The sequence below is a fragment of the Actinomyces oris genome, from assembly GCF_006546825.1.
GTDB lineage: Bacteria > Actinomycetota > Actinomycetes > Actinomycetales > Actinomycetaceae > Actinomyces > Actinomyces oris.
In genome coordinates, this window is the sequence record NZ_VICC01000008.1 from 32,845 (window position 1) to 55,266 (window position 22,422).

Below are 22,422 nucleotides of genomic sequence, written 5' to 3' on the forward strand. Positions count from 1 at the left end.
CTATTGTCATGACATTATGGGTATGTCGACGTGGATGTCGGCGCCGCCCCCTGCGCTGCGGGGCGGTGACCGGCGGACCGGGCCATCCGGTCCACCCAGCAGCGCTCTCTTTCGCCTCCGCCGACGATGGCGGACGACCCAAGGAGTTCCTTCATGTCCACAACACCCAGTTCTGCGGTGCACTACACGCCGGAGAAGATCCGGGAGCTGGTCGACCAGACCCCCGCCTCAGGGCCGAAGCGCTCGCTCGGACTCATCGCCCTGGTCGCCACCCTCGGCTCGCTGCTCTTCGGATACGACACCGGTGTCATCTCCGGCGCCCTGCCCTACATGTACCTGCCGCGCGGCGCCGACGGCCTGCAGATCACCTCCTGGGAGGAGGGCTGGATCGGCGGCCTGCTCTGCATCGGCGCCGCGCTCGGCGCCTCGGTGGGAGGCAAGCTCTCCGACAAGTACGGGCGCCGGCACAACATCATGCTCCTGGCCATCGTCTTCTTCATCGGGGCGCTGGGCTGCACGATCTCGCCCAACATCTGGGTCCTCTACTTCTTCCGGATCGTGCTGGGCTTCGCCGTCGGTGGCGCCTCGGCGATCGTTCCCGTCTTCCTCGGTGAGACGGCCCCCAAGCGCATCCGCGGCACCCTGGTGGCCGTGGACCAGATGATGATCGTCTTCGGCCAGTTCCTCGCCTTCTCCATGAACGCCGTCCTGGCCCGCATGCACGGCGGCCCGGAGGTCACCCTCGCCAACGACGTCGTCAATAAGTCCGGTGAGGTCGTCGCCAAGGCCGGCGACAAGGTCGCCTGGGAGACCGTGCAGCACTTCAGCAACGTCGTGATCGAGTCCGGCAACGGCATGACCTGGCGCTACATGCTCGTCCTGGCCACCCTGCCCACCGTCGCCCTGTGGTTCGGCATCCGCCTCATGCCGGAGTCCTCGCGCTGGTACGTCGCCAACCTGCGCATCGCCGAGGCCATCGGCTCCCTCAAGCGGGTGCGCGACGAGTCCAAGGACGGCTCCATCGCCGAAGAGGTCGACGAGATGCTGGAGATCCAGCGCAAGGAGGCCAGCCAGGAGAAGTGGGGGCTGGCGCAGATCATGGGCGTCAAATGGACCCGCCACCTGCTCTTCATCGGCATCATCCTGGGCCTGGCCGACCAGGTCACCGGCATCAACACAGCCATGTACTACACGCCCAAGGTGCTCTCCGCGGCCGGCCTGCCCATGAGTGACGCGATCTCCCTCAACGTCGTCTCCGGATTCGTCTCCTTCGTGGGCTCCGCCATCGGTCTGTGGCTGGTCACCAAGTTCGCCCGCCGCCACGTGGGCATCTACCAGGAGGCCAGCATCGTGGTCTCCCTCGGGCTGTTGGCAGCGGTCTTCTACTTCCTCATCCAGCCCTACCAGGATGCCGACGGCAACATTACGGGAGCCCCCGCCTTCGCCCCCTACCTGGTGCTGCTCATCGTCTCGCTGTTCGTGTTCGCCAAGCAGTCCGGGACAGTCACCTGGGTCCTCATCGCTGAGATCTACCCCGCCAAGGTGCGCGGTACAGCGATGGGCCTGGCTGTGGGCACTCTGTGGATCGGCAACGCGATCGTCGCCGCGGTCTTCCCCGTCATGATGGAGAAGCTCGGAGGGGCGGGGACCTACCTCATCTTCTGCCTGTTGAACGTCCTGTCACTCATCTTCTACATGAAGTTCGTGCCTGAGACGAAGTACCACTCCTTGGAGGAGCTCGAGGTGCGATTCGAGAAGGAGTACAGCTGAGGTCAAGGGGTGAGGGACTGCGGCAGTGACCAGTAGAGCTGAGTCGAGTCGAGTCGATTGAATCGACCGTCAGGCTCTGAGAAACTGTCGCAGTTCCCCTCCCGACCTCTCCTCGTTCAGACAACTTCCCTTCCCAGCTGAGCCCAACACATATCTGCCGCCCATGACGTACACGGTGACTGGTCCATGAACCCGCATCCGCCGCGCAGCGCGCCGCCCGCCCCGGATCGCCTCCGCCTGTACGCATGGGCGGCAGGTCTGTTCCTCGGCGCCCTGGAAGGGGCGCTGGCTATCGAGGTCGCCGGCGCGCGTGGCGCCGCTCTGCCCCTGCTCGGCGTCGTCGCTGCGGCGATGGTGCTGGGAACCTTCACCGGCCGCCCCCTCGCCCGGTACCTGGGGCGACGGAGAATGGGCCTGCTCATGGGTGCTCTGGCGGTGCTGGGCGCCGGGGTGGCAGCCGGGCTCGGCGGCGTCGTCGGCCTGATCGGGGCGGGCCTGGTGGGCCTTGCCACGGGCGGGGTGCTCGTCGTGGCGCCACTGGTGTGCCACGAGCTCTCCCTGCGCGGACACAAGCGGCTCATGCCGCAGGCCATGGCTCTTGGCCCGGCCGCGGCCGGCGTCGTGGTCCTGGCGGCCTGGTGGAGTCCCCCGCGGCTCCTCATCGCCTGGGCGATGGTCGCCGTTGCCGCGCTGGCGTACCTGGTCTGCGCCCTTTTCCTGCCTGAGAGTCCGGTCTGGCTGGTGCGGCAGGGGCGCGACATCGAGGCCTTCGAGGCGCTGCGCCGCCTGCACGGGACCCTGGAGGCCTCCGTGGCCATCGACTGGACCCGGCTGGATGCGGAGATGATGGCCGAGCAGCAGGCCATGTCTCCCGCTGAGCTGCGGGTGCCCGAGGTGCGTGCCGCCGTACTGACCGGCGCCGTCCTCCTCATCGCCCAGGAGGCGCCCCTGGGGGCGGCGGCCCTGGTCCTCGCCCCGCTGATCGCCACCGAGCTCGGCCTCGCATCCGCCGCGATCGCCGTGAGCGCCGCGACCTGGATGGGGTTTGCGCTCCTGGCCCTGGCGCTGGTGACCCGGGTCGAGCAGCTGCGCTTCCTGCGGGTGGTGCTGGGAACGGTCGTCGCCGTCTTGGGGGCCACCTTCCTGGTGACCGGCATGACCCTGGGGGGTGTGGGCGGCGCCTGGACGATCATCGTCTCCCTGACGATCCTGGTCGCCAGTCAGTCGGTCCTGGTCCTGCCCGCCTGCCAAGGGGCGATCGACCCGCGGATCCCGCCCTGGCTGGTTGAGGCGCAGCGGCGCGCCTCGGCGACCGGAGGAGTCCTCGCGCGCGCCGGTGTCCTCCTGGCCTCACTGCTCATCGTGAGCTACCTCGGGACGCACACCCTGTTCTGGGTGGCCTTCACGCTGTCGGTGCTCAGTGTCGCCGTCGTTCTCCTGCGACTGCCGCGCGAGCTCAAGGTCTAGGGGAGTGGCGCACAGGGCGATTCTGAGTACCGCACCCCGCGCATCCGACTTCAGACCTATGATTTGTCAGGACAAATATCGTATGGTGGGGGTGTGGCCGCAAGAGGCCACTCGGCGACCCGATGTCGTCGACACCTGACAGAGAGGCACCTGAGCATGACGAGCAACGAGGCAGTCCAGGCCTCAGAAACAACCGTGTCCATCCCTGAGACCATGAAGGCCGCGGTCCTGCGGGACCATGAGGCCGGCCTGCAGATCGAGACCCTGCGCACGCCCCGACCCAAGACCGGCGAGGTCCTCATCAAGGTGGCCGCCTGCGGGCTGTGCCACTCCGACCTCCACGTCATCGGCGGCGCCATCGCCTTCCCGCTGCCGGCGGTGCTCGGCCACGAGGTCTCCGGCACCATCGTGGAGCTCGGCCCCGGCAACGAGCACACCGGCCTGACGATCGGGCAGAAGGTGGCCGGCGGCTTCCTCATGCCCTGCGGCCAGTGCGACGCCTGCGCCTCGGGGCGCGACGAGCTATGCGGCCCCTTCTTCGACCTGAACCGCCTCAAGGGTGTCCTCTACGACGGCACCACCCGCCTGGCGACCCCCGACGGTGAGCCGGTGGCCATGTACTCCATGGGCGGCCTGGCGGAGTACGCGGTTGTCCCCTCCACCGCGGTGGCCCCCGTGCCGGACACCATCGATATGGTGCCAGCGGCCATCCTGGGCTGCGCCGCCATGACCGGCTACGGGGCCGTGCGCCGCGGCGCCGACCTGCGCTACGGGGAGACCGTCGCCGTGGTCGCCACCGGCGGCGTGGGCACCAACATCGTCCAGATCGCCCGGGCCTTCGGCGCCAGCCAGGTCATCGCCATCGACGTTGATGACGAGAAGCTGGCCCCCATGCTCGACTACGGGGCCACGGCCGTGGTCAACTCCGTTACCCAGGACGCCCGAGAGGAGGTCTTCCGGCTCACTGGCGGCAAGGGAGTCGACGTCTCCTTCGAGGCCCTGGGCATCCCCGCCACCTGGACCACCGCCCTGGACGTGCTGGCCGATGGCGGCCGCATGGTGCCGATCGGCCTGGGGGCCGGCGTGCAGACCGCCGGGGTGGAGATCAACCGCACCGTGCGCCGTTCGCAGTCGATCCTCGGCTCCTACGGGGCGCGCACCCGCCAGGACCTGCCGGCTGTCGTTGACCTGGCCGACAAGGGTGTCATTAACTACCGCGATGTCGTCTCGCGTCGCCTGCCGCTGGAGGAGGCCGGTGCCGGCTACACCGCGCTGCGCAACCGCGAGATCCAGGGGCGCGCCGTCGTCGACATGGCGCTGTGATCCTCGGCGGTCAGCCCCGGTTTTCCGGGGCTGACCGCGTGCTCTCATCCTTGCGCCTCCTGCTCGGGCCCTGCTGGTCTGAGTGGGAGGCGCGATGCGTGATCTGACATCGAGGCGGAGTGTGTTTGGTGTCCATATCTGCAGCAAAGGAGCCTGCGGTTCCATCAGGCCACTGACGAAACCGCGGAATCATGCGGTTTCCTATCGGTGGTGTGAACCTGGATCCCGCCTTTGTATCCGTTTTGGACATCGGGGCCGCTCCTGCGTTGCTCGGGGAGGGGGGTCCGCTTTGCGGGGAGGGATGCACCAGTAGTGAGCGGAGTCGGCACGGGAGCTGGTTCCGTCTGCGTTGCGGGGAGGGGGTGGGCATGTGAAGAGGGGCGCCGCGTGTGCGGTGCCCCTCGGGATGCCATGGCTGCGCGGGCTTCCTTGGCCGCGCAGCCTCGTTGTTCTGCGCCCTTGTCGGGCTGAATCCCGGGCCTGCGTTGCTTGTGGTGCGTGGTCCGGATCCGGTGGAGCTTCAGTGAGCTCGTTGGAGTCGTCTACGCTCAGCGTGCCTCGAGGAGGTTGATGCCGGTGTAGATGCCCACGCCCATGGTGATCGCGGCCAGGACGGAGGAGGCGAACATGAGGGTCGGGATGCCGGTGACGGCGCCGACGACCGACATGACCATGACGGCGAACATGACAGCGATCATGGCGACGGCGAAGGTCAGACGGTTGGCGTCGGTCTGCGTGCCGGCGGCGCTGGCCTGGGTGGTGGTGGCAGCAGCGGTGGTCTCGACGGTCTGGGTGGGGCGCTCGGTGATGGTGGCGGTCATGTGAGTGTTCCTCTCGGTGTGTGTCGAGCAGGTCCGCCTGACCATGAGTCGTGCGTCCCTGCACGACTGTGTGCAGCCCGTGGGCCGGACGGAGGTTTCTCCGTCACGTAGAACTCTAGGAACGCTCCATCCGATTGTCTAGACAAAGGATCGTGACGTGTGTTGCGTCGGTGGTTCGTGGATCACAGGACGTCGTAGGGAGATGGGGTGATCGCTCCTGGAGCGGGTGCCCGAACGTGGCGTCATTGAGGGGAATCCTGGTCTCAGAGGAACATTGAGGGGACTGGCGTCTCGGTGGTTTTGATACGGAGACGTGACGTGTGTGGCAGGAGTACGACGTCAACCACTGGTCTAGTCATCCTGCGGTGGTGGGCAACGCCGAGGGGTGGCGTCGTCGCCGGCCGGCAGGGCGGAAGGCGGTCAGTTGCCGCCCCGGTTATTCTGTTCCGGTGACGACCAGCCAGACTTCTTCCAGCGCCGTCGGCCCCGTCCTCGTGGTGGACTTCGGCGCCCAGTACGCCCAGCTCATCGCCCGCCGCGTGCGCGAGGCCGGTGTCTACTCCGAGATCGTGCCCCACTCCATGGGCGCCGCCGCCATGCTGGACAAGCAGCCGTCGGCCATCATCCTCTCCGGTGGCCCCTCCTCGGTGTACGCCGACGGCGCCCCATCCGTTGACCCGGCCCTCTTCGACGCTGGAGTGCCGGTCCTGGGCATCTGCTACGGCTTCCAGGCCATGGCCCAGGCCCTCGGCGGAACCGTGGGGCGCACCGGCACCCGCGAGTACGGGCACACCCCCGCCCGGGTGGAGGCGGGCTCCTGCCTGTTCGACGGCACCCCGGACGACCAGGTGGTGTGGATGAGCCACGGTGACGCGGTCCAGGCCGCCCCCGAGGGCTTCGCCGTCACTGCCTCCACCTCCCAGACGCCGGTGGCCGCCTTCGAGAACCCGGGGCGGCGCCTCTACGGGCTGCAGTGGCACCCCGAGGTCCTCCACTCCGAGCACGGCCAGGCCGCCCTGGTCAACTTCCTGCACAAGGAGGCGGGACTGCCTGCCACCTGGACGCCGGACAACATCATCGACGAGCAGGTGGCCCGCATCCGCGAGCAGGTGGGCGACGCCCACGTCATCTGCGGCCTGAGCGGTGGAGTGGACTCCTCCGTGGCCGCCGCCCTCGTCCACCGCGCCATCGGCGACCAGCTCACCTGCATCTTCGTCGACCACGGCCTGCTGCGCGACGGCGAGCGCGAGCAGGTCGAGCACGACTACGCCGAGGGTATGGGTATCCGCGTCATCACGGTCGACGAGACCGAGCGCTTCCTGAGCGCCCTGGCCGGCGTCACCGAGCCGGAGGCCAAGCGCAAGATCATCGGCCGGGAGTTCATCCGCTCCTTCGAGGCCGCCCAGCGCCGGGTCATCGAGGCCGTGGGCGCCGAGGGCGGCGAGATCCGCTTCCTGGTCCAGGGGACCCTGTATCCCGACGTCGTCGAGTCCGGCGGGGGAGAGGGCGCCGCCAACATCAAGAGCCACCACAACGTGGGCGGCCTGCCCGAGGACCTCGACTTCGAGCTCATCGAGCCGCTGCGCGAGCTGTTCAAGGACGAGGTGCGCGCCATCGGCCGCGAGCTGGGCGTGCCGGAGAAGATCGTCGCCCGCCAGCCCTTCCCGGGGCCGGGGCTGGGCATTCGCGTCATCGGTGAGGTGACGGCCGAGAACCTGCGTGTGCTGCGGGCCGCCGATGCCATCGCCCGCGAGGAGCTCACCGCCTCCGGGCTCGACGACGAGATCTGGCAGTGCCCGGTGGTGCTGCTGGCGGACGTGCGCTCCGTGGGAGTGCAGGGTGATGGGCGCACCTACGGTCACCCCATTGTTCTGCGACCGGTCAGCAGTGAGGATGCCATGACGGCGGACTGGACCCGCCTGCCCTACGACGTCCTGGCGCGCATCTCCAACCGGATCACCAACTCCGTGCCGGAGGTCAACCGGGTGGTGCTCGACTGCACGAGCAAGCCCCCGGGCACCATCGAGTGGGAGTGACGGGCGAGTCGGCACGATAGCCCGCTGCCTGCAAGGCCCCGCCGGTGCAATGCGCCGGCGGGGCCTTGTTGTGCTCGTCGCGATGAGCGTGATCTGACGTGTCTGCTGGTCCTGGTTGGGTCGGGGGTGGCTGCCGGGCGGGGCGGTGGGTCGGGCCTGCCCATCGAGGACTGCGATTCTCATCGAGGACTTACGTATCCCCCAGATGACTGGGGTTCGCTCGCAGTGGTCTGGAGGAGAAGTCAGTCCTCGTGCAGGAAGTACGTTCCCGATCCAGTGGGGCCTGGATTCGGGGTGGCGGTTGCGTGACCTGTGGGGGTGGCGGAGTGCTCCTCTCGGGTGCCAGAAGAGACTTTGTGAAATCACTGTTAGGTCAATAAGGTATGCGACTTTCGCGCTTGGGAAGAGACAAAAGTAGAGGTTAATTGAAGGGGTGGAGGATTATTCAATCCCGCCTCTCCCGAGGGGTGTTGACAGTGCTACGATCAGGCCCATAAAGCACGTCAATGGAGGTGTGGCGGTGTCTGCCCCAGCAGGTTGGTATGACGACGGATCGGGCCAGCAACGATGGTGGGATGGTCGCGCGTGGGGTGTCTATGCGCAGGATGTCTCCTCCGTTCCGGGGGACCCTGGTGCGGCGGGTTATGGGCAGGTGGCTGGTTCGGTCGGGCAGCCTGCAAAGAGTTCAGGGGTGTTCAATGCGCTGGGTCAAGCGGTCAAGAATGCTGCTGTGGAGCGGATAACTGCGGGTCAGAGGGAGCGTCAGCAGCGTGCGGAACGTGAGTGGGAGCAACGTCGGCGGTATGAGGAGCGGATACAGGAAGAACGTCGTCGGCGAGAGGAGGTTGAAAGAAAGGTCGGGCGCAGAGTCACTGGGGGAGTGTTCGGGACCTCGACGATCGAGATATACGAGAATGGGTATGTTCGTGTGGCTGGTCCTGGTGATGGTGTGACCGTCAAGTCCGTTAGGGGCTCAACTCCATATGAGAGAATGATATCGATTTCGATGGAGCGTTCCGCGGGTGGCGTGTCGTCGAGTGCTGCGTCTGGGGCGGAAGCTGCTGCGATGGCGGGTACTGCGGTGAAGTGGGTTTCGACTGTTGCGAAAGGGGGGTCGGGGCTTATGAAGATGTCTGGTGGTCTAGGTCTTGCTGTCACTGGCGCAGGTCAACTAGCCAAAATGATGACAGGAAAGTCTGTTCTGACGATTGTAACCGACAAGAAAATACACACTTTGACAAATCAAGTGAAAACAGTCGGTGCCCCTATCGTTAAAAGAGAGTGTGAAAGTGTGGGCGAAGCCCTGGAGCGTGCGGGCAACTCGGTTCTGACCGCCTTGGGGCGTGGGCCCGCGATGTCGAACGCTCCTTCTCTCCCTTCCGGTCAGATCGAGCCGGCTCAGAGGGTGAGTGCCTCACCCGTGTCTACTGTGGATGTGACCGCGAGTCTGCGCGACCTGGCTCAGCTGCACAGTGAGGGTTTCCTCGACGATGAAGAGTTTCTCGAGGCCAAGCGCCAGCTGCTGGGGAAGCTCTAGGGCTGTCGCACACGCCGTCGTCGGCCAACGTTTAGAACCACCTCCTTGCAGTAGGCCGGGTCTGCCTGTCGAGGACTGCGATTGTCGTCGAGGACGTACGTACCCTCCAGATCACTGGGGTTCGCCCGCAGTGGTCTGGAGGAGAAGTCAGTCTTCGTGCAGGAAGTACGTCCCCGATCCGGATGGGCGCAGGGTCGTGAGTGGTGACTGAGTGAGCCTCGGGGATGATGGGGGCGTCCGGACTTGCTGGCTGATGTGAAACTGTCGGTGGTTGCGATGAGGTTGAGTTTCATTCGGAAGGTTAGTGTTCATTTTGGAATGTAAGAATTCTGAATTCTGCGCCTCTGGGTGTGCTGTCCGGGTGTAGTCCTAGCTACGATGAGTGGTGCAGCGGGTGTCGCTGCGTTCGTTTATCTCATTTCGGCATACTGTCGAATATCAGGAGCCACAATGTCGTACCCTCCTCAGTCCATCCCTCCTCAGCAGTACCCGACTCAAGGTCAGGTTCCTGCGCCGATGCAGCAGGCGCCTGCGCCGGTGAAGAAGGGGCGCAACACCGTGGGCATCGTCGCTCTGGTGATGGCGGTCATCGGGTTCATCTTCGCCTGCCTCCCTGGTGCACTCATCGTTGGTTGGATCCTGCTGCCCATCTCCTTCATTGTCGGATTGGTGGGCCTCTTTCGGAAAGGGGAGGCCGTTTGGCCTGCGGTCACCGCGGTGATCGTCTCGGTTGTCGGAACCATCGTCGGTGTCTTCGTCTTCCTGGTGGTTGTAGGCAACGCTGTCGATGAGGCCATCTCCTCCACGAGCACCGTCTCTGCGGCACCGGCTCCCGGTGGGGCATCGTCGAACTCGGGGGGATCGGGTGCTGCGGACTCCGCGCAGGGAAAGACTCGGGAGAACCCCTACCCGCTCCGTACCGAGATCTCCAGCAAGGACTGGAAGGTGGTGATTAACTCGGTTACTTTCAAGGCTGACGATAAGGTCGCCGCGGCCAATCAGTTCAACGAGCCTCCCGCTGAAGGGAAGGAATACGTTCTCATCAACTACACCGCCACCTACATCGGCAACGACCCGGCCGGAGAAACACCTGCCTTTGTGCTGGTCGACTTCGTGACAGCGGACGGTGTCACCATTGACGCTGCCGACTCCATCGTTGCTGCCCCGGATGCCATTGACTCTCTGACAGTGCTGTACAAGGGAGCGAGTATCTCGGGCAATGTTGTGCGAGCGGTGCCGTCGGCCAACGCCCAGGACGGTGTTCTCGCGGTGACCCCTGGTCTGCTGGCTGACAAGGTCTTCGTCGCCGTGAAGTGACGACAGTGGCGCGAACCCGCACAGCATGACCTTGGGGCCGGTCACCAGGTGGTGACCGGCCCCAACGTCGTGTGGGACGGGTGCTCCGCGCCCCTGTGTCCTACAGCGCCGACCGGGCCCGGGCGCGCCCCACGGCCACGGCGACGGAGAAGACCGCGACGGCGAGCAAGGCGCAGATGCCGCAGTCCACCAGCAGGGGCCCAATGACGGCGGCGGACATGGAGGTCGCCTCGTACGCCCCGGAGATCGCTCGGTCCGCCCAGTAGCCGGGCGTGAGCCTCGCCGCCCGGGCGAGCGAGTCGGGCAGCCACTCGATGGGCACCCACGCCCCACCCAGGAAGGACAGGGCCATGCCGCCGATGTTGGCGACCGCGTTGGCCGCGTGCTGGCCCAGACCGATCTGCCCCATGAGGAATCCGATCGAGACCGCCACGAGCGTGTAGCTGCCCACAGCCGCAGCGACCACCCCCAGCAACGGAGCTGACGTCGCCACGCTGCCCAGGCCGAAGACCGCCACTCCCAGCCCGAAGACCCACAGCCACCCGGCGAGCCCCACCACGAGGCACGCGCCCAGCAGCCCAAGGCTGCGGGAAGTGCCGCTGACCGGGGTGGCCTCGAGGCGTGCGCGCACCGCCCGGCGCCCCAGCGCCGCCATCAGTGTGGAGATCGTGACGACCGCGAAAGCCATGAGCGGGTAGAAGGAGAACCTGGCGTAGGTGACGAAGCTGTGGGACAGAGGCGTGGCGTCCGGGGTGATCCGTTTCGCGGGGGCGGAGTGGTTCATCGTCTCCTTGGCAAGTGCCACGGCCCGGGCCGGGTCGTCCGTGGTGGTCGACAGGTAGTCGCTGACCTGCCCCACGTAGGAGTCGGTGCGCACATTCATGAGCGCGCCGGACGCCGACTCGTACCCGATGACCGTGTCCATGCGGGGCGGCTCGGTGCCCTCGCGAGCCGCCTGCTTCAGCCTCTGCCCGTAACCGGCGGGAATGATGAGGATGTAGCTGATGCGGTTTTGCGCGGTGGCGTCCTGGAGGGCCCGCCTGGAGTCCTCAAGCGGCTGAGCCTCACCGACGGACTCGACGTAGTCCTTGACCCCTCGGGAGATCGTGGAGCCGTCGCGGTCGATGACGGCCACACTCGCCGTGGCGGCCGTGACCTCATCGGAGCTGTCCTCGGACTTGGCCATCCCGGTGAACAGACCGAACAGGCTCAGCACCACCAGGTAGATGAGGATGTACAGCCGGTGAGCGGCCACAACTCTCACACATGTCTTAAAGGTGCTCATGGGTCATCCTCCTGGCGCGGATCAGGGCGATGGTCAGGAACAGGCACGTCATGCCCAGCAGGACTGCGCAGCTGCGGGCGAAGGGCGCCAGGGAGTCGTAGTACAGGAGCCCGTAGAAGCAGCGGGCCGTCTGCCACAGGGGATTGGCCTGCGCCAGCAGCGGGGCGTGCTGCTCGATGGAGCTGGCCAGGGACTGTGATGCGGGCCCGTACAGGCCGGTGAACAGTGACAGCAGGGACGTGAAGCCGGAGATTATCCCGATCTCCAGGCGGGCCAGCGTCCCCAGGGCGGCACCCGCTGCGCTCGCCATGAGACTGCAGACCCCGATCGCCACGAGGCACAGGAGCATGTGGCGCCCGAACTCCACACGAACGACCGCGGCCATGAAGGCGAAGGCGACGAGCAGGCAGGCCAGCACGCACACCCAGGAGGCCACAAGCGTGGCCGTCAGGACCTTCCACCGGGGCAGGCCCGCCAGCGTCTGCCGGGCGCCCACCGGTGAGACGGCCATAGTCCCCTTCACAGCCACCATGGCCACGGTCGTCCCCATGCCGCAGGCGAAGGCCAGCAGCGCGAAGTAGTAGGGGGTCTGCGGCTTGACCGGGGAGGGCGTCACCGAGATCGATCGGGTGAAGGCCTGATCGGTCTCCAGCGCGGCCAGCTTCTCAGGAGCCGCCCCCGCCTTGGCCAGGGCCGCGTACTCGGCCTGCCTCTGGGTGTAGGAGTCCATGACCACTCGCAGCACCCGAGTCGTGTCGGCCTCGTTGCCCTGCTGAGTCACGTGCAGCACGGGCTGGTCACCCTCGATGGCGAGGTACCCGTTGGTCTCTCCCCGCTTCGCGGCGGTCTCGGCCTGCGCGACCGTGGAGTGGGTGACCTTCGTGAGGAGGTGAGGATCGGCGTCGTCGGCGGAGATGCGCTCCACGACGGCGTCCAGCCCCGGAGCGGCCCGGTAGGCCTCGTCCTGGACGACGCCGAAGCTCATGGGGGTGGCCTCGAAGGCTTTCTCCAAGTTGGAGAACATCGCCATGAAGATGAGGGACAGGACGATGGGAAAGCCGAGCGTCCACACGAGCAGGGCGCGGTCTCGCAGGAGCCTGAGCACTTGGTACAGGAAGACGGTCAACATCTCAGGCCGCCTCGTCTCGCAGGGCCCGCCCGGTGATCTCCAGGAAGACGTCGTTGAGGGTCGGGGGCTCGGAGGTCACCCGGCCGCAGGTTGCCCCCGCCGCGTCCAGTGCCCTCATGACATCGGTGAGGTTGTGAGCCCCGGGGGAGCACTCGATGAGTGCTTCACCGTCCTGGTAGGTGGCCGTGCGCACATGCTCCAGGCGGCGCAGGCCCTCCAGGGCCTCCTCGCCCAGCGGGGCGGGGTCGACGACCTCCACCCGGATGCGCTCACCGGTGCCGATCATGGCCTTGAGCTCGTCGGAGGTGCCGGAGGCCACCTGCCGGCCGCGGTCCATAATGACGATCCGGTCGCACAGCTGCTCCACCTCCTCCATGTAGTGGCTCGTGTAGATGACGGTGGCGCCGCGTTCGTTGAGACGCTTGATGCCCTCGAGGATGGCACCCCGGCTCTGTGGGTCGACGGCGACCGTGGGCTCGTCGAGGACAATGAGGTCGGGGCCGTGGGCGATGCCGCAGGCAATGTTGAGGCGGCGCAGCAGGCCGCCGGAGAGCTTCTTGGGCTTGAACCTCACGAACTTCTCCAGGCCGACGAAGGCGATCGCCTCGGCCACCAGGCTGCGCCTCTCGGCGCGGTCGCGCACGTAGAGGGCGCAGAAGGCGTTGACGTTCTCCGCCACCGTGAGCTCATCGAAGACGGCGACATCCTGAGGCACCACGCCGATGCGACGCTTGAGACCGTAGGAGGTGGGCGTCATCGGCTCACCGAAGACGCGGATCGAGCCCTTGTCGTAGGTGAGCAGCTGAAGGATGCAGCTGATTGTCGTCGTCTTGCCCGAGCCGTTGGGGCCGAGCAGCCCCAGCACCTGACCGCGCGGGATCGTCAGAGACAGTCCGTCCACCGCGACCAGCTCCCCATAGCGCTTGACCAGGGAGTCGACCTCCACCGCCAGGCCCGCCTCGTGGCTCTCATCCTCGCCGTCCATCTCGGCTCCTTCCTTTGTTCCGCCGGTGGTCCCCGGCTCATGGCATCCATGGTCGCGGGGCGCGGTGGCGCTCAGAAGTGCCTGTTGTCATGACTGCGGCCGGCCCCCATGACTTCTGTCATGAGATGCCGGAACGAGTTCCCTAACGGCATGCCGGGCCCACGAGCGCCGGCCACCGACCGATAATCGAGGGGTGAAGGTTCTGGCCGACAAAGGCGCACTGCTGTGCGGTTGCCTCCTGCTGGTCCTGCTCGTGGGGCAGGTGAAGACGGCCGCCGTGATCTGGCTGATCGCGGCCGTGACCATCGCCGGCCTGAGCATGAGCACCGACCAGCGACAGTGGGGGATCGCCGCGCCGGCCGCCTACCTCCTGGTGGGAGCCCTCTCAACGGACTCCGTGACCGGGGCGCCGCTGGTCGTCTACGTCCTGGCCCGCCTCGGTGCGCTCACGACCCGGCGTGCGCGAATGACGGCGGTAGCCGCCTGCATTCCCTTCGTGGCCGCCGTTGCCGCCCGGGTTCGGGACACTCCCGTGCTGGCCCTGGCCCTGGTGTTCTGTGCGCTCGCGGCCCTCCTGGCGCTGCGCACCGTCCAGGAGGAGGCGGCGCGAAGGAGCCTGCACGTGGTGCGCGACGACCTGCGTGAGAAGGTCCTCACCCTTCAGGACACGAACGCCCAGCTGCTCCAGGCCCAGGACTACGAGCTGCGCGCCGCCGCCCTGTCCGAGCGCACCCGCATCGCCCGCGAGATCCACGACGGCGTCGGCCACCTCCTCACCCGCCTCCTGCTGCAGGTCAAGGCCCTCCAGGTCGTCCACCGTGAGGAGCCCGGCGTCGTCGCCGACCTCGCGACCCTTGACGCCGGTCTCGACGAGGCCCTGGACTCCATGCGCCGCTCCGTCCACGCCCTGTCCGACGACGGCGAGGAGCTGGCCACCTCCCTCAACCTGCTGGGCTCGCGCTGCGGCATCGACTCGGTGAGCGTCGACTGCTCCACCGACGTCGAGCCCCCGCCGGCGGTGGCGCGCTGCGTCGTCGCCGTGGTGCGCGAGGCCCTGACCAACGCCGCCCGCCACGGCGGGGCCCGCTCGGCCCGCGTGGCCGTCACCGACTACCCTGCGTTCTGGCAGGTGACCGTTGACAATGACGGCATCGTCCCCGTCGAGGGGGAGCCGGCCGTGGACGGTCGCGGCGGCTCTGGCCTGGGCCTGCGCTCCATGACGGATCGGGTCGAGGCCCTGGGCGGCCGGGTGCGGATCACCCCGCGACCTCGGTTCACGGTCTTCGCCACGATCCCCAAGGACGGACAAGGGAAAGAAGGAGCATCATGAGGGTCCTCATCGTCGACGACGACGCGCTCGTCGCCCAGTCCCTGTCCACGATCCTGTCGGTCGAGGACGACGTCGAGGTCGTCGGCCTGGGCTGCTCGGGACCCGAGGCCACTGAGCGCTACCGGGAGCTGACCCCCGACATCCTCCTCATGGATATCCAGATGCCCGGCGGGGACGGGCTCAGCGCGGCCGAGCAGATTCTGGCCGAGGACGCCGGGGCGCGCATCGTCTTCCTCACCACCTTCTCCGACGACGAGTACATCGTGCGTGCCCTCAAGATGGGAGCGCGCGGCTACCTCATCAAGCAGGACGTCGCCCAGGTCGCCCCGGCGCTGCGCTCCGTCATGGCCGGGGTCTGCGTTCTGGAGGGGGAGGTGCTCGAGCGCAGCACCACCATGGGACTCGGCGGGCCCACCGGAGGGCGGGGGCAGGCCGGCGAGGGTCCGGGGCCGTCCACCAAGGATCTGCGGAGCACCGCCTTCGCAGCCCTGACCGACCGCGAGTACGAGGTGGTCGAGGCCGTGGCCGAGGGTCTGGACAATGCCGAGGCCGCGGCGCGGCTGTTCATGAGTGAGGGCACGGTGCGCAACCACATCAGCGCGATCCTGGCCAAGCTCGGCCTGCGCAACCGCACCCAGGTCGCGGTCATGTACTACCGCTCCGCCCAGACTGGGTGAGCCGGGCCAAGACGCGCGGTCTTGACCTGGATGAGTTCTTCACCGTCGATGACGTGTCTCCGGTGAGTGAGCCAGTTCGTGTTCACCTGGTCAGTAAACGCCACATGCCGGATCGAAACGACGCCACATGCCGGACTGGATGGGCGCCACATAGGGGATTAGAATGGCGCCAACATCCGGATCGAGGCCGGATCCTGCAAGAGAGGCTGAAGAACTGGTGGGTCAGAACGGCTATCTGCCGCGGGTTGTCGACCACGTCGTCCAGGACTCGCTCGGCTACTCGGGAGGCGTCCTCCTCGAGGGAGTGCGGGCCTGTGGCAAGACCATGACCGGCCGCCGGCACGCCTCCTCCGAGGTGGCCCTCGACTCAGGGCTGCCGCAGCTGCGCGCGGCCCTGGAGGTCGACCCGTCCCTGATTCTGGCCGGGGAGGCCCCGCGTCTTATTGACGAGTGGCAGATCGAGCCCTCCCTGTGGAATCTGGTGCGTCGAGAGATCGACTCACGTCAGCGTCCGGGTCAGTTCCTCCTGACCGGATCCTCCGTCCCGGTTGAGGATGCTGCCCGCCACTCAGGCGCACATCGGGTATCGCGAATCCGTATGCGTCTGATGACTCTGTTCGAGCGTGGTCTCGGCGATGGAAGCGTCTCACTTGCGGGACTGTTCGATGGTCAGGCTCCCGAACCTGTGCTGGTCTCGGGAACGAGCGTGGCCGAGGTCCTTGACGAGCTGGTCCACGGAGGGTGGCCCGGGGATCGTGATCTGACGACTTCTCAGGCACAACGTCATCTGCGGGAATATATCGATGACATCATCAGTATCGATATCGGCCGTCTCGATGGTGAGCCGCGCCGGGACCCCTTGAGGATGCGTGCCCTCATACGGTCTCTCGCCCGGCATATTTCGACGGAAGCCTCTTTCGCCACCATCGCGAAGGATGTCTCCGGACAATCGTTGTCCGGAGAGACGGCGATCGCTTACGTGAACGCCCTCAAGCGCCTGTTCGTCGTCGAGGAGCAGCCGGCCTGGGCTCCTCATTTGAGGTCTCGCTATGCGGTGCGGACGTCGTCGAAACTGCACTTCGTTGATCCCGCGCTGGCTGCGGCAGTGACCGCGACCTCGCCGGGGCGTTTGATGCAGGACCTGGAGACGGCCGGGTTCTGGTTCGAGTCGCTGGTCGTGCAGCACCTGAGGGTCTTCGCTGAGGTACTGGGCGGTCACATCTATCATTTCCGGGATAAGTCGGGCAGAGAAGCGGACGTCATTGTCGAGCTCGATGACGGGCGGTGGGCCGCCTTCGAGGTCAAGCTGGGACAGAGGCAGATTCCTGCGGCTCAGTCCTCGCTGGCGGCGTTCGTCGGAGATATCGACACGACGCGGACACCTCTCCCACAGTTCAGGGCTGTTGTTACTGCGGACGGTCCCACGATGATGCTTCCCGATGGCGCTGTGACCTTCCCCCTGAAGGCTTTGAGTCCCTGATTTCGCACTGTCATGTCACGACGATTGCCGCCACACTTGACGGCCAGTGGTGGTCATCGAATGTGGTTAGGCGAGCTCACCGGTGACGATGCGGACGAGGTCTCGGCGCGCCCGGCGTCCCTCCGGGGTGGGGAACATCGGGTAGACGTGGTTGAGGCTCTCGCCGACGTGCAGCGTCGAGTCCACGCCGGCCTCCAGGAGCTTGGCGTGGAAGAGCGCGTTGTCCGGCAGGAAGATCTCCCGGGTCCCCACGAAGGTCGTCACCTTCTTCAGGCCCGACAGGTCGCCGTAGATGGGGGAGAGGTGCCAATCGGTCAATGGGGTATCGCCCGCCCAGGAACGGCCGATCTCGGCGAGGGGCTCGGGAGCCATGAGCGGGTCGGCGTCTACGTAGTCGGCGATATCCGGGTTGGTGTTGGTGATGTCGACCCAGGGCGAGATGAGTGCGAGCTCATCGGGCTGGGCGTCACCGGCCTCGGCCAGGGACAGGGCGATGACCGCCGCCAGGCCCCCACCCGCGCTGTCTCCCATGAGGACGATCCGCTTCCCCGGGTTCTCCGCGACCGTGCGCCGATAGAGGTCCAGCACCAGCCGGTGCGCCTCGGACCAGGTGTGGTGGGGCGTCAGCGGGTAGAGCGGCATGACGACGTCGGCCCCCGTCCTGCGGGCCAGGTGATCGACCAGCCAGGCGTGCGCCGAGACCGCCGTGGAGATGTAGCCGCCGCCGTGCAGGTAGACGATGACCGCGCTCGACGGCGTCCGCTGGCGGACGTGATAGACGGGCATGCCGGAGTCCTCGCTCCGCTCCAGGTCGTAGAAGAAGCGACCCCAGGCCGGGAAGGTGACGGTGCGGGCCGGCTCGGGGTGGTCGGCCAGACGCGCGATCCGCTCGGTCATCGGAATGCGGGCCGCCAGTGTCTTGACCGGCCGGATGCCGTACTCCGCCAGGCTCGCCGCGGCCGAGCGGCCATATCGCTTGCGGGAGTAAAGGCTGAAGGCCCCACCGTCAGGCTCACACTGGCTGCGCCGACGGCGATCCTGCTCCCGCTGAGTCTCCTGGGTGCCTTCATGATTCCTCCACTCCGCAGAGCCCCGAGTGCTCTCCGGCAACATCTCCGGATCCGGTGTCTGCTCCGTTATCGTAGGTATCAGAACGCCGCGATGATGGGGTGAATCCAGCTCGTTCACTCAGTGCGGAGGCCGGCACGTGGTTGAGCCGTCGGCATGACAACAGGAGACTGCGATATGGAAACCTACGAGATCGACCACCTCGCCGCCGTCCGCGCTCTCGCCCCCGAGTGCATGGTGCTGCTGCGCTCCAATGGCGCCTTCCCCTTGGCTGAGCCGGGCGAGATCGCCCTGTTCGGCTCCGGTGCGCGGCACACCATCAAGGGCGGAACCGGCAGCGGAGACGTCAACTCCCGCCACGTCACCACCATCGAGGAGGGCTTGGAGGCAGCCGGCTTCACGATCGTCTCCCGGCCCTGGCTGGAGGCCTACGACCGTATCCGTCTGCGGGCCCATCAGGACTTCATCGCCGGCATCAGGGCCGAGGCCGCCAAGCGTGGCGTCCCCGCCATCATGGTCGGCATGGGCTCGGTCATGCCCGAGCCGGAGTACACGATCCCCCTCGATATCCAGGCCGGCACCGACCCGCACGCAGCCGTCTACGTCCTGTCCCGGACCTCCGGGGAAGGCAGTGACCGCATCCCCGAGGCCGGAGACCTCAGACTCACCGACACCGAGATCCGCGACATTCTCGACCTCAACGGGCGCTTCGAGCGGTTCCTCCTCGTACTCAACGTGGGCGGCGTCGTCGACCTCAGCCCGCTGGGCGACGTTGCCAACATCCTCCTGCTCTCCCAGCTCGGCGCGACCGTCGGCGACGCCTTCGCCGACGTCCTCCTGGGAAGGGCCTACCCCTCCGGAAAACTCGCCACCACCTGGGCCGCCTGGGACGAGGACGACCAGATCGGCGACTTCGGCGACCCGGACGACACTCACTACCGCGAGGGCATCTACGTCGGCTACCGCTTCTACGACTCGACCGGCAAGGAGCCGCTCTTCCCCTTCGGATTCGGCCTGGGCTACACGACCTTCGACGTCCAGATCCGCCAGGTGAGCCTCGACGGCGCCCGCGTGAGCATCGACGTTGACGTCACCAACACCGGCGGCTACTCGGGCAAGGAGACCATCCAGGTCTACGCCAGTGTCCCGGCCGGACGCCTCGACCAGCCCCTCCAGGCGCTGGCCGGCTTCACGAAGACCGACGAGATCACCCCCGGCGCCACGGCACGGATCACCGTCGACGTCGATCTGACCGACCTGGCCTCCTACGACGAGGCTTCCCGTGCCACGGTCCTGGAGGCCAGGCGCTACCTGCTGCGGGCGGGAACCTCCAGCCGGCAGCTGAGTCCCGTCACCGTCGTCGAGCTCGCCCAGGACGCAACCGTGCGACACCTGACCGGTGACCTGGGGGAGCCCGGCTTCACCGACTGGAAGCCCGAGGGGCCGACGTCCCTCGACATTCCGGCCGGCCTGCCGGTGCTCACCGTCGACCCAACCGACCTGCGCCTGCCGGACCACGCCGAGCCCGACGAGCAGTCCGCGCTGGAGGGCTTCAGCGAGGCTCACACCCTGGCCCGGGGGCTCTCCGACAATGAGCTCATCCGCTCCGTCCTGGGCGACTACCGCCGCGGGGAGGAGTCCGGCTCCATCGTCGGGGCCGCCTCCACCACCGTCATCGGCGCGGCGGGCCAGACCACCACCCGGATCCCCGGCCTGCCCAGCATCATCATGGCCGACGGGCCCGCCGGCCTGCGCCTGGCTCCCACCTACGGCGTCGACGCCGAGGGCCCCTTCTCACTGGGCGACTCCAGCCTGCCCGCCACCTTCCTCGAGCTCATGGACGACGCTGGACGTGAGGCCCTCGGCATCGCCGACGAGCCAGAACCCCGCGAACCCGCCGAGATCCGTGAGCAGTACGCCACCGCCATCCCCATCGGCACTGCGCTCGCCCAGTCCTGGAACCCTGCGCTGGCCGAACAACTCGGCGACGTCGTCGGGGCCGAGATGGAGCGCTTCGGCATTCACCTCTGGCTCGCCCCCGCCTTCAACCTGCACCGCAGCGTCCTGTGCGGACGCAACTTCGAGTACCTCTCCGAGGACCCGCTGCTGGCCGGACGCATCGCCGCCGCCATCACCCACGGGGTCCAGTCCCACCCGGGGCGGGGCGTGACCATCAAACATCTGGCCTGCAACAACCAGGAGACCAATCGCCTCAACTCCAACAGTCGGGTCAGCCCCCGAGCCCTGCGCGACCTCGACCTGCGCGCCTTCGAGATCTGCGTGCGCCAGGCCCGCCCCGCCGCCGTCATGACTTCCTACAACCTCATCAACGGCGTCCACACCTCCGAGTCAGCCCAGCTGCTCGAGGTGATCCTGCGCCGGGAGTGGGGCTTCGACGGACTGGTCATGACCGACTGGGTCGTCGACGGCATGACCCGCAGCGACATGAAGCACCCGCGTGCCACCGCGGCCGCCACCATCAAGGCAGGTAACGAGCTCTTCATGCCCGGAGGCGAGACGGACCGGGAGGACCTCCTGGCGGCCCTGGAACGGGGGAGCGCAGGGCGTGGCACGGGAGACCGGAGCGCGGCGGAAGGCGGAGGCGTGGCCCTGACGCGGGGCGAGCTCGAGAAGCAGGCTGCCCGGGTCATCCGCGCGGCCTGGAGGATAGCCACGATCTCGACATCCTGATGCTCGTGCTGTAGAATTAATCGAAGGATTCAGCAGCGGGGGGGTGTGATGCCGACGATCAAGCCAGTATCAGATCTGAGGAGCTACACCGACGTTCTTAAGGATGTTGCAGAGGGCTCGCCTGTTTTCCTCACCAAGAATGGTCATGGGAGGTACGTCCTTCTCGATATGAAGGACTATGACCGCATTAAGGCTGGTCGTCGTCTCCTCCGAGAGGTCGAGGCGGGTCGGATTTCTGGTGAGGAGCAAGGGTGGGTTAGTGCTGCAGACGTGCGTGCGCACTTCGTCGCACGGCGGGATTCCGCCCATGAGTGCTGAGATCGTCTACTCCACTGATGCTCTCGTTGATCTTGATGAGGCCTGGGATTTCACGGTTGAGACCTCCGGCGACCCGGACTTAGCGTTTCAGCAGGTGGATGCCCTGCTTGAGGCGGTCGAAGGGACTCGTAGCTACCCGTTGGCCGGGAGTAGGTTGGATGTTGTTGTTGGCACGCCAACTGACAGTCGCTATGTTGTGGCTGGTCGTCTGTTGGCTGTTTACAGTATTGAAGAGCACTTCATTCGGGTGGATCGGATCTTCGATACTCGGCAGGACTGGGTTTCTGTGCTCGTCCGGCGTGGCTGAGATCCCGTGCTCTGGGAGGACTGCTGGGGCCTGTCGCTGGGGCATTGAACGTGACATGCTCAGCAGGAGCCACCCACACATCGTAAGGAGCCCCTTCATGGCGCTGACACCTCAAGCACGTGAGACCTTCACCAGGCTGTTCGGGGTGGAGCCCCAACCTCACCCCACGGACCCCGAGCTGTTCGACATCCTCCAGAACGGGATCTTCGATGAGGCCTTCTCCACGGGCGTGCTCACCGACGTCGAGCGCGAGCTGCTCACCATCACCGCCCTGACCGCCATGCAGACCCTCCCGCAGCTGCAGGCCCACGTGGGGGCCGCCCTCAACATCGGAGCCAGCCCGCTCCAGCTGCGCGAGACCATCTACCAGTGCGCCCCCTACATCGGCTTCCCCAAGACCCTCAATGCCATCGACATCGCCAACGGGGTCTTCGAGGCCAACGGCATCTCCCTGCCCCTGGAGAACGCCGGTACCGTCGACGCCACCGACCCCAGTGCCCGCGAGCAGGCCGGCGCCGCCATCCAGGCCCCGCTGTACGGCAACGAGGTCAAGGAGGTCTTCTCCGCCCTGCCCGAGCCCTTCGACGAGTTCGTGCCCCACCTGCTGACCTCCTCCGCCTTCGGTGACTTCGCCACCCGCGGCGGCCTCGACGTCGCCCAGCGCGAGCTCATCAGCCTCGTGGCCATCGCCGCCATCGGCGCCACCACCCAGCTGCGCCCGCACGTGGCCGGAGCGATCCGGGCTGGTTCCTCCCGCCAGAAGGTGGCCGCCGCCCTGGTCCAGGTCATGCCCTACATCGGCGGCCCCTACGCCCTGTCCGGCCTGGTCCTCGTGGCCCGCTACGACGAGAACTCCTCCTCGGAGGCCTACCGCTGAGAGG

Annotated in this window: 17 protein-coding genes and 1 pseudogene; 13 read left to right on the forward strand and 5 right to left on the reverse strand. The window is 66.9% G+C overall.

Features of this window, described 5'->3' with window-relative positions; translation table 11 throughout:
- Positions 1-153: 153 nt before the first annotated feature.
- The 3 genes from FK267_RS11935 (at position 154) to FK267_RS11945 (ending at position 4,560) form a co-directional block, all read left to right on the forward strand.
- The gene (locus tag FK267_RS11935; RefSeq protein ID WP_141407338.1) at positions 154-1,770 is read left to right on the forward strand and encodes an MFS transporter; all 1,617 of its coding nucleotides are present in this window, start codon (positions 154-156) and stop codon (positions 1,768-1,770) included.
- A gap of 186 nt (positions 1,771-1,956) precedes the next feature.
- Positions 1,957-3,237: an MFS transporter gene (locus tag FK267_RS11940; RefSeq protein WP_141407339.1), complete on the forward strand. Its 1,281-nt coding sequence runs from the start codon at positions 1,957-1,959 to the stop codon at positions 3,235-3,237.
- A 156-nt stretch (positions 3,238-3,393) separates the two neighbouring features.
- Positions 3,394-4,560 carry a zinc-binding dehydrogenase gene (locus FK267_RS11945; RefSeq protein ID WP_075379463.1) on the forward strand — a complete coding sequence of 389 codons (1,167 nt, stop codon included), beginning with the start codon at positions 3,394-3,396 and terminating at the stop codon, positions 4,558-4,560.
- A 548-nt stretch (positions 4,561-5,108) separates the two neighbouring features.
- Here the strand turns inward: FK267_RS11945 and FK267_RS11950 are convergent.
- Positions 5,109-5,381 carry a hypothetical protein gene (locus tag FK267_RS11950; RefSeq protein WP_075379462.1) on the reverse strand — a complete coding sequence of 91 codons (273 nt, stop codon included), beginning with the start codon at positions 5,379-5,381 and terminating at the stop codon, positions 5,109-5,111.
- 449 nt (positions 5,382-5,830) lie between these two features.
- Between FK267_RS11950 and guaA the strand changes: the two genes are divergently transcribed.
- The 3 genes from guaA to FK267_RS11965 all read left to right on the forward strand — a co-directional run bounded on the left by guaA (position 5,831) and on the right by FK267_RS11965 (position 10,271).
- Complete coding sequence (gene guaA / locus FK267_RS11955; RefSeq protein WP_075379461.1) at positions 5,831-7,417, forward strand: glutamine-hydrolyzing GMP synthase; 1,587 nt, start codon at positions 5,831-5,833, stop codon at positions 7,415-7,417.
- Between the two features lie 691 nt (positions 7,418-8,108).
- Positions 8,109-8,954 (forward strand): SHOCT domain-containing protein, encoded by an 846-nt coding sequence (locus FK267_RS11960; protein ID WP_232622415.1) that lies wholly within the window; start codon positions 8,109-8,111, stop codon positions 8,952-8,954.
- A gap of 450 nt (positions 8,955-9,404) precedes the next feature.
- Positions 9,405-10,271, forward strand: coding sequence for a hypothetical protein (locus tag FK267_RS11965; RefSeq protein ID WP_075379460.1), 867 nt, complete (start codon positions 9,405-9,407; stop codon positions 10,269-10,271).
- Positions 10,272-10,371: 100 nt separating this feature from the next.
- Here FK267_RS11965 and FK267_RS11970 read toward each other — a convergent pair whose 3' ends face one another.
- Genes FK267_RS11970 through FK267_RS11980 form a run of 3 tightly spaced genes read right to left on the reverse strand, consistent with a single transcriptional unit; the run spans position 10,372 to position 13,670 of the window.
- Positions 10,372-11,556, reverse strand: coding sequence for an ABC transporter permease (locus FK267_RS11970; protein ID WP_232622414.1), 1,185 nt, complete (start codon positions 11,554-11,556; stop codon positions 10,372-10,374).
- On the reverse strand, positions 11,543-12,685 hold the full coding sequence (locus FK267_RS11975) for an ABC transporter permease (protein WP_141407340.1): 1,143 nt from the start codon (positions 12,683-12,685) through the stop codon (positions 11,543-11,545). The genes FK267_RS11970 and FK267_RS11975 overlap by 14 nt, the downstream gene beginning before the upstream one ends.
- Position 12,686: 1 nt before the next feature.
- A complete protein-coding gene (locus FK267_RS11980) occupies positions 12,687-13,670 on the reverse strand; it encodes an ABC transporter ATP-binding protein (RefSeq protein WP_075379457.1) in 984 nt (327 codons plus the stop codon).
- Positions 13,671-13,863: 193 nt separating this feature from the next.
- Here FK267_RS11980 and FK267_RS11985 point away from each other — a divergent pair, with 193 nt between their 5' ends.
- The 3 genes from FK267_RS11985 (at position 13,864) to FK267_RS11995 (ending at position 17,157) form a co-directional block, all read left to right on the forward strand.
- On the forward strand, positions 13,864-15,000 hold the full coding sequence (locus FK267_RS11985) for a sensor histidine kinase (RefSeq protein ID WP_141407341.1): 1,137 nt from the start codon (positions 13,864-13,866) through the stop codon (positions 14,998-15,000).
- Positions 14,997-15,677 carry a response regulator transcription factor gene (locus FK267_RS11990; protein ID WP_075379455.1) on the forward strand — a complete coding sequence of 227 codons (681 nt, stop codon included), beginning with the start codon at positions 14,997-14,999 and terminating at the stop codon, positions 15,675-15,677. Before FK267_RS11985 ends, FK267_RS11990 begins: the two co-directional genes overlap by 4 nt.
- A gap of 163 nt (positions 15,678-15,840) precedes the next feature.
- Positions 15,841-17,157, forward strand: a complete 1,317-nt coding sequence (locus FK267_RS11995; RefSeq protein ID WP_282958440.1) for an ATP-binding protein — start codon at positions 15,841-15,843, stop codon at positions 17,155-17,157.
- Positions 17,158-17,223: 66 nt separating this feature from the next.
- Here FK267_RS11995 and FK267_RS12000 read toward each other — a convergent pair.
- A pseudogene (locus FK267_RS12000) lies at positions 17,224-18,227 on the reverse strand (alpha/beta hydrolase).
- A gap of 175 nt (positions 18,228-18,402) precedes the next feature.
- On the opposite strand from FK267_RS12000, the gene FK267_RS12005 reads away from it, so the two are divergent.
- From FK267_RS12005 to FK267_RS12020, 4 genes are all read left to right on the forward strand, one after another.
- Positions 18,403-20,916, forward strand: coding sequence for a glycoside hydrolase family 3 protein (locus tag FK267_RS12005; RefSeq protein WP_198498097.1), 2,514 nt, complete (start codon positions 18,403-18,405; stop codon positions 20,914-20,916).
- A gap of 48 nt (positions 20,917-20,964) precedes the next feature.
- Positions 20,965-21,234: a type II toxin-antitoxin system prevent-host-death family antitoxin gene (locus tag FK267_RS12010; RefSeq protein ID WP_075374854.1), complete on the forward strand. Its 270-nt coding sequence runs from the start codon at positions 20,965-20,967 to the stop codon at positions 21,232-21,234.
- Positions 21,224-21,541 (forward strand): type II toxin-antitoxin system RelE/ParE family toxin, encoded by a 318-nt coding sequence (locus FK267_RS12015; RefSeq protein ID WP_075379452.1) that lies wholly within the window; start codon positions 21,224-21,226, stop codon positions 21,539-21,541. The genes FK267_RS12010 and FK267_RS12015 overlap by 11 nt, the downstream gene beginning before the upstream one ends.
- A 97-nt stretch (positions 21,542-21,638) precedes the next feature.
- The gene (locus FK267_RS12020; protein WP_141407343.1) at positions 21,639-22,418 is read left to right on the forward strand and encodes a carboxymuconolactone decarboxylase family protein; all 780 of its coding nucleotides are present in this window, start codon (positions 21,639-21,641) and stop codon (positions 22,416-22,418) included.
- Positions 22,419-22,422: the final 4 nt, after the last annotated feature.